The sequence below is a fragment of the Myxococcus llanfairpwllgwyngyllgogerychwyrndrobwllllantysiliogogogochensis genome (genome assembly GCF_006636215.1).
Lineage (GTDB): Bacteria > Myxococcota > Myxococcia > Myxococcales > Myxococcaceae > Myxococcus > Myxococcus llanfairpwllgwyngyllgogerychwyrndrobwllllantysiliogogogochensis.
In genome coordinates, this window is sequence record NZ_VIFM01000012.1 from 83247 (window position 1) to 89246 (window position 6000).

At 69.8% G+C, this 6000-nt stretch carries 3 protein-coding genes; 2 read left to right on the plus strand and 1 reads right to left on the minus strand.

The window, feature by feature from the left end:
- Positions 1-5 precede the first annotated feature (5 nt).
- On the plus strand, positions 6-3812 hold the full coding sequence (locus tag FJV41_RS04960) for an Ig-like domain-containing domain (protein WP_181790398.1): 3807 nt from the start codon (positions 6-8) through the stop codon (positions 3810-3812).
- A 178-nt stretch (positions 3813-3990) separates the two neighbouring features.
- On the plus strand, positions 3991-4467 hold the full coding sequence (locus tag FJV41_RS04965) for a GNAT family N-acetyltransferase (RefSeq protein WP_141641246.1): 477 nt from the start codon (positions 3991-3993) through the stop codon (positions 4465-4467).
- Positions 4468-4571: 104 nt separating this feature from the next.
- Here the strand turns inward: FJV41_RS04965 and FJV41_RS04970 are convergent.
- The coding region (locus FJV41_RS04970) for a beta propeller repeat protein (RefSeq protein ID WP_281291376.1) at positions 4572-6000 on the minus strand (1429 nt) is incomplete at its 5' end.

A 6000-nucleotide genomic window follows, 5' to 3' on the forward strand; every position in this document is an offset into this window, starting at 1 on the left:
CTTGGATGAGATGCGCCCTCGCCGTCCTTGGCCTCTGGGCATTCACCCCCGGCTGCAAGAACGCCGAGCCCGGCGACGAGGACCCCCCCATCTCCATGGACGGAGAGCCCGACGCGGGTGGCTCCGATGGAGGCGTGAACCCCGATGGAGGGCCCGTCGATGGCGGCCCCCAGACCTCGGACGGCGTGGGCTTCATCGACTACACGCTCCCCTCGGCGGACATGGAAGCCGTGCCCCTGAACGCGCGCGTCATCGTGGCCTTCACGGAAGTGCTCGAGGCCACTTCGGTGAGCGCCACCAGTCTCACGCTGTCGGAGAACGGCGTGGCGCTGGAGGGCGCCGTGAGTCATGACGCCGCCACCCACACCCTGAGCTTCGTCCCGGCGCGGCCGTTCACCGCCGACTCGCTGGTGACAGTCGCGGTCTCCACCGGGCTGCGCACCGTGACGGGTAGGTCCCTGCCCGCGCCCCACGTCTTCGTCTTCTCCGTGGGGAAAGAGAGGGACACGACGCCACCGACCGTACTGACGACGCTGCCTTTGGACAACGCCGCGGGCGTGGCACCGACGCGTCCCGTGTACGTCATCACCTTCCGCGAGCCGATGGACCCCCGGTCGCTCACGGCCGAGTCGCTCCGGTTCGAACAGGTGCTGGGAGCCAATCCCGCCGCCCCGCTCTCCGGTGTCATCTCCTACGAGCCTCGGACGCAATCGGTGTACTTCCGCACGAGCCCCGCTCCAGCTCCCGGAGCCCGTGTCACGGGCGCGCTGTCCACCCAGGCGAAGGACCTCGCGGGCAACGCGCTCGTCGCGGCGTACTCGTTCTCATTCGCGGTGACAGCGTCGAGGGACACCTCGCCCCCGCGCGTGCTGGGCACCTTGCCCGTCTCGCAGACCGTGGGCGTCGCGGTGCGGTACGCCCCTTTCACCGTGAGCTTCGATGAGCCGCTTCGGCCCGAGTCCGTGACGACGGATTCCGTCTACCTGGAGGAGCTGAACGAAGCGGGGACCCAGGCGGTGCGGCGTGTCGCGGGCACCGTGCGGTATGACGACGCGAGACTTCAGGCCGCCTTCTCTCCGAGCGCGCCCTTGAAGTACCAGACCCGCTACCGGGGTCGGGCTCGCGCCGTGGAGGACCTCGCCGGCAACCCACTGGGGGTGTTCAATGGCTTCGACTTCATCACGGAGCTGCCGCCCGCGCCTCCGACGGTCCGTGGCGCAGTGCCTGCTCCGGACATGCGCTTCGTCTCACTCGGAGGCCCGCTCCGCGTGAGCTTCGACCGCCCCCTGGACCCGGCCACCGTCAACGCGGCGAACTTTGGCGTCGCGGGTGTCACCGGGCTCGTCAACTACGAGGCCTCCACGAATACGGTGGTGTTCCGACCCGTGCCGCCCTTCGCGCCGGCCACGGACTACACGGTGACAGTGAAGGACGTGCGCACGCCGCAGGGCGCCAGCCTCGCTTCGCCCTTCACGTACGCCCTCCGCACGGTGGCTTCGAGGACGAAGGTGAGCGCGGACCTCCCTGGACAGCCCGCCCTGCCAGCGTTCGCCACCGGCCCGCTGGGAACACTGGCCGTGTGGAGCGTGGACACCGGCACGAGCATCCAGGTCCGTGCGGCTTTTGATACCGGCACGGGCTTCGCGGACTCCACCGTCCTTGGCGAGGCAGGCGCGAACACGCTGCCGCCGGAGGTGTCCTCGTGGGGCAATCGCTTCATCATCAGTTGGTCGGACGCGTGGGCCCTGGGCAAACGCGTCATGCTCTTCGACGGGACGTCGTTCACCTCCGTGACACCCAACGTCAGCGGTGACCTGTTCGGCTTGGGCAACAACCTCTACGTCCTCAACGGGAAGACCTTCAGGGTCCTCAATGGCACCCAGTGGACCGAGGTCCACACGAGCCCGAACCTCGGCTCCCCCATCCTCTCCCTCCTCCAGAATGGAGACGCCATCCTGGTGAGCTCCGGGTGGGGCACGAGCCCCGAGGTCTCGGTCGTCTTCGACGGCGCGCGGTGGTCGGAGTCCTCCGTCATCTCCAACGTGGATGCACACTACATCCGCGTGGGGACGCGCTTCGGCCGGGCGTGGGTGTCCAGTCGAGGCACGGAGTTCGCGCTCTTCAACGCCGACACCCACCAGTGGAGCGCGCCCGAACTCATCTCCTCCACGCAGGCGAGCAGTGTGCGCATCGCCTCGGATGGCAATACCATCACCGCCGTCTTCGGTGCCTCGTCGGGGCTCTTCGGGGCCGACCGCGTGAACGGGACCTGGCAGCCCGCGGTGTTGTTGGAGAGCACTCCAGTCCGGGAGCTCTGGGCGCTCGTCCGGCACCATGGCAACTCCGTCGCGTTGTGGAGCAGCACCGCCACGCAGCTTCACGCCGCGGCGCAGACAGGTGGTTCCTGGGCGTCCGCCTCGAAGGGAGTGGTGACGACCGGTGCGAACCGCGTGCGCGACGTCCGCGCCGCCGGTGACGACCTGCTGGTCCTCACCGAGAGGAACAACGTCGACAATTCCGCGTATGAAATCTGGGGCACCGCGCTCACGTCCCAGGGTTGGCGGCCGAGCGTCCGACTGCGCGACATGGAGAAGGCCGGCGCGAGGCTCGCCATGCAAGGCGCCCGCGTGGGTGCCGTCTTCGCTGCTCCGGGTCTGGTGGCCCTGCGCGCCTATCTGGGCAGCGGACAGTGGGAGGAGAGTCACGCACTGGTGACTCCGGAGCTCGTGGGCAGCGTGCGCAACCCGTCGGTCCACTTCGCCGCCGACGGCCATGGCGCCGCCGCGTGGGAGCAGTTCGAGGCGGGGGCGTGGAGCATCCTCCTCGCAGAGTTCGACGGGACGGCCTGGCAAGAGCCCGTGCGCGTGGCACGAGGTGGCTCCAGGCCTCGCGTGGCCGTGGACGACAACCTGGCCGTCGTCGCGTACCTCCAGGCTGGAACCACCGGCAATGTGGAGGCCTGGAGGGTGACGCACGAGGCCGGCGTACCAGGGACGCCCCTCAAGTTGGACAGCGTGGCGGCCACCTACGCCAACGCGGACCTCGCCCTGGCCCATGGCCCCAGCGGCTTCATGGCCGTGTGGGGTGACCTCGAGATTCGCTCCGCACAGAGCATGGATGGACAGACATGGTCCGCGCCGGTGACCGCCATACCTCGCGCGGTGTCCGGTGGGAGCGCGACCCGCCTGCGACTCGTGGTGGCGGGCACCTCCTACGCCATATCGGTCCAGCGTGGCGGGAGTTCGTTGAGCGCGAGCGTCCACGCAGGGGGCGCCTGGCAGACACGGGCCGATGCGACCGCGTCGAACACGGCGCCTGACTTCGCCGCCGACACGAGCACCGTCATGCTGCTGACCGGCTTCGAGAACGAGTTCCGGTACCTCGTCCACAACGGCACCGCCTGGTCCGCGCAGCGCACCCTCTCCTCTCCCGCGGACGGCAAGGGACTGCTGGCCGCATCGCCCCAGGGACTGCGGCTCCACACGGGCATGAGCTGGTGGAAGTGGAGCGGGTCGGAGTGGGTGAAGGAGGCAACCCAGGTCAGCCGCCCCCACGCCACGGGCTCCTTGCGGTGCGACACGAAGGGATGTGGCTTGGCGACAGGACCTGTCTTCGGGACGCCGGTGAACCTGGCGCTGTCCTACGCGCCGGGCACGAGCGCGTTCCAGCAGGGCGCCTCGCCCCACGAGCCGTCCCAGCCCGTCATCGACGGCAGCGTGAGCTGGGACTTCGCGGCGGGCTCCTACCGAGCCACCTGGCTCCAGCCCGCGCAGCAGGGGGTGCACGCGCTCCACGCCAGCACGGGCCTCTAGATTCCTCCAACCTCCACGAGGATGCGCCGAAGCTGCGCGCGTCCTCGCCCAATGGTCCCAGTACGCGCCGCGTGCCCTGGTACCGGAGCTGGCGCCACTTCCCTGACTCGCGCGACAAACACGAGCGAGGGGATGGGGCGGCGGCCATCCCCGGCCGGACATTAGGATGTGCCGGGTGATGGTCATCGAACCGGCCCGATTTCCCGCGGATGTGTCGCTCGTCCAGACGCTGTGGCGTGAATACGCCGAGGGCCTGGGCTTCGACCTGGGCTTCCAGGACTTCGAGTCCGAGCTGGCGGGACTGCCGGGTAAGTACGCACCACCGCGCGGGCAGGTGCTGCTCGCGCGGCGAGAGGACCGGGCTTTGGGGTGCGTGGCATTGCGGCCGCTCGACGCCGAGACGTGCGAGATGAAGCGGCTGTATATCCGGCCCGACGCGCGGGGCGAGCAGTTGGGGCGGCGGCTGGCCGACGCCATCTGCGACGAGGCGCGCGCCACGGGCTACCGACGCATCTGCCTGGACACCCTGCCCCACATGGCCGCGGCCGTGGGGCTGTACACGTCCATGGGGTTCCGCCCCATCGCGCCCTATGTGTACAACCCGCTCCCGGGCGCGCTGTTCCTCGGGAGGGAGCTGGTGGATACGCCCTCCTGAGGTGTGTGAATCATTGGCGTCGCTCCGGAACAAACGACACAGTCCAGCGCTCCGGGCGCGGTCCAACGGAGTTGGACCGCGCCCGGCCGCTCGAACGCGAAGCCTCAGCGCCGGCGCAGCACCGCGCCTTGCTCTCCGACGGTCCACGCCTCCGTACGGGTGCTCCAGGCGCCCACCAGCCGCTGGGTGGTACCGCTCGCCTGCCGCTGCCAGCGCGTCCCGTCAAAGTGCAGGAGCACTCCGTTGTCACCCACGGCCCACACGTCGTTGTTGGCCGCGCCCCAGACATCCTTGAGCGCCGCGCCCTGCGCGCTGGTGGTATCCGCGAGGAGCACGGTGCCATCGTAGTGCACGATGAGTCCCTGGTCGCCCACGGCCCACACGCTGTCCGGGTCCGCGCCCCACACGCCTCGCAGCGTATGTGCGGGCACCACCGCGACGGAGACCCAGTCCGCGCCGTTGTAGTTCTCGAACGTGCCCTCCGCGCCCACGGCCCACGCATACTCCGGCGTCAACATCCAGACGTCGTGCAGCTCCACCTCACTCTTGCCAGCATCCAGCCAGAGCCGGCCCCGCCACACCGCGCGCCGTCCCGCCGCGCCGACAATCCATATCTCCGTGTTGCTCGCGCCGTGGATGGCGCGGGCGACCAGACCGTCGGGCAGCGGGAAATTCTCCCACGTCTTCCCGTTCCAGCGATGCGCCTGGGTGCCCACCGCCCAGACCTCCTCGGTGCTCGCGGCCCACGCGGCGACAATCGGCTCGGGCGGCGCCTCCATCGAGCGCCACGTCTGCCCATTCCACAAGAGCGCCGCGCCCGTGGTGCCCGTCCTTCCGAAAACCCAGACATGGTCGGACGCCGACCCCGTGATGACGCTCCACTTCGCCGAGGGCGCAAGGTCCCTGGTCAGCAGATGCCAGCCCCCGGCGTTCTTCACCATCAGGCTCCCGCGCGCCCCCGAAACCCAGACGTGGTTCGAGTCCGTGCCGGAGATGGCGAGCAGGTCCTCTCGAGTTCCCGTGTCGACCACCGACACCGCCTCACCGTTCCAGTGCAGCAGCGTGCCCTGCGCACCTACGAACCACACGTCATCCGGTCCACTCCCCCACACGCCGTGCAGACGGACGGCGCGGGGCGACTGGAGTGACACCCACCCGGAGCCCACCCAGCGAGCAATCGCGCCCGAGGTCGCCACCGCGAAGCCCGTGTCCTCGCCCGGAGCCACCCAGAGCGACGTGTAGTCCTCACCCGCCGCTCCGGGGCCGGGCAGCAACCCCGCACCGCTCCAACCCTGTCCCCGCCAACGCGCCAGCCCCTGACCTCCCGCCAGCGCCCACACATCCCCCGACGAACGGATCCACGGCGCCGACAGCGTCTGGCTGGCGAGCCCTTCGGCCGGCTGCCAACCCGTGGCCGTCAATCGCCACACACGGCCGTTCGGAGCCTGTGTGGTCGGTGCCTGCGTAAGCCACCCCTCGGTCCTAGAGGACACGCTCAACCCGCTCACCTGTCCCGCCTCCCCCAGCGAAACC